A 1,611-nucleotide genomic window follows, 5' to 3' on the forward strand; every position below is an offset into this window, starting at 1 on the left:
CCCCAACTATATTAATCGGGGGGCCGGGGTTCCGTGCCCCGGCGGGCCCCCCCAAACCACCCCCCCCCTCCCACCGAACGCTGCGTGGGGCTTCTTCGTCGTGTCCCCCGGTCCCCCGGTCGGCTGTCACACCGCCGCGCCGGGACCTCCGGCTCCGGTCCCCGCTCCGGCCGCCGCGCCCTCGCCCGTCAGGTAGGCCGAGACGACCACGTTCGCCGTGTACTCCTTGGCCGCCTTGTCGTACGTGCCCCCGCAGGTCACCAGCCGCAGCTCGGCCCGGCCCTCGATCCGCGGACCGTAGGCCCGGTGCGCGTCGAAGCCCGCCCGCTCGTAGACCCGTACGTCCTCGATCGTGAACTCGGCGACCGTTCCGTCCATCCGCACCACCCGCACCTTGCCGCCCGGCTGCGCCGTGCTCAGGCCGTAGAACACGGCCGGTTTCGACGCCGTGTCCACGTGCCCGACCAGCAGCGCGGCCCCCGCCTCGCCCGGCTTGGCCCCGCCGCCCCACCAGCCCACCGTCCCGGGCCGGTCGAACGGCGGCGGCTCGATCGCGCCCTGGGTGTCGAGGCTCCGGGAGATCACCGGCGCCCGGAGGCCCAGCGACGGCACGTCCACCCGTACCGGAACGGACGCCGCCAGCGGGGTGTGCGCGGCGGGCAGCCCGGGGACCGGGAGCGCCGACCCGCCGGCCAGTGTGGACGAAGGGCGCTGTGGGACCCCGGTGATCTCGCGGCCCCACAGCCACAGGCCGAGCACCAGCACCGTCCAGGCGGCGAAGGTCAGCAGCCGCCCGCCGCCGGAGGACTTCGGCTCCCCCGGGCCCGTCACCTCCCGGTCCTCACTCGCCGCTGCGGCGCCGGCGCAGGGTCAGCGCCCGGAACGCGACGGCCAGGGTGGCCGCGGCGGCGAGCACGGCGCCGATCACGGTCTGCGGGAGGCCGGGGCCCTCGCCCCCGTGGTTCTTTTTGGCGGCCGCGGCCGCGGCCTGGCCCTGCGCCTGCGCGGCGAGCTCGGCGGACATTCCGCCGCCGCCCGCGTGGACGGGCCGGACCGGCGACTGGTGGGGGTTCGGCTTGTCGCGGTCGCGGTCGCGGTCCTGCTCCCGGTCGTCGCGGCGGCGGATGACCTCGATGGAGCCGCGTACGCGGTCCTCGCCGCCGTCGCACTTCACCTTGATGTCGTGCCAGCCGGGCTGGGCGTGCGAGCTGACCATCGCGTCGCCCCACAGCGTCTTGTCCCCGTCGCGGCCCGACGACAGGTGGACCTCCGAGACGAAGACGGCGGACTTCGCGGACGCCCATTTCTCGTCACAGCCGCGGACGCGCAGCTTGACCTGCGCCCCCGGCTCGGCCTGGTGCGGTTCGACCGAGACGCCACCGCGGTTCTCCTCGCCGGACGCCAGGGCGGCGGGCGAGGACACGGCGGTGAGCGCCGTCAGGGCGACGGCCACCCCGGTGACACGGAGAGCGATCAGAGCACTGCGCATGGTGAACCTCCTCAACAAGGAGGTTCACGCGCGGCGGGGGGGGGGGGGGGCGGGCGGGGCGGGGGCGCGGCGCGCGCGGGGGGGGAGCTGAGCGGGTGAGAGGCGGGGGTGGTGGGTGTGTG

General features: G+C 76.0%; 2 protein-coding genes. Both read right to left on the reverse strand.

What is annotated here, in order from left to right; all coding sequences use genetic code 11:
* Positions 1-126: 126 nt before the first annotated feature.
* Positions 127-831, reverse strand: a complete 705-nt coding sequence (locus ACFXA3_RS09900) for a class F sortase (protein WP_385184415.1) — start codon at positions 829-831, stop codon at positions 127-129.
* Positions 832-841: 10 nt separating this feature from the next.
* Entirely contained in the window at positions 842-1,489 is a 648-nt protein-coding gene (locus ACFXA3_RS09905; protein WP_385184417.1) for a hypothetical protein, read from the reverse strand.
* Positions 1,490-1,611 lie beyond the last annotated feature (122 nt).

The sequence above is a fragment of the Streptomyces sp. NPDC059456 genome (genome assembly GCF_042750055.1).
GTDB lineage: Bacteria > Actinomycetota > Actinomycetes > Streptomycetales > Streptomycetaceae > Streptomyces.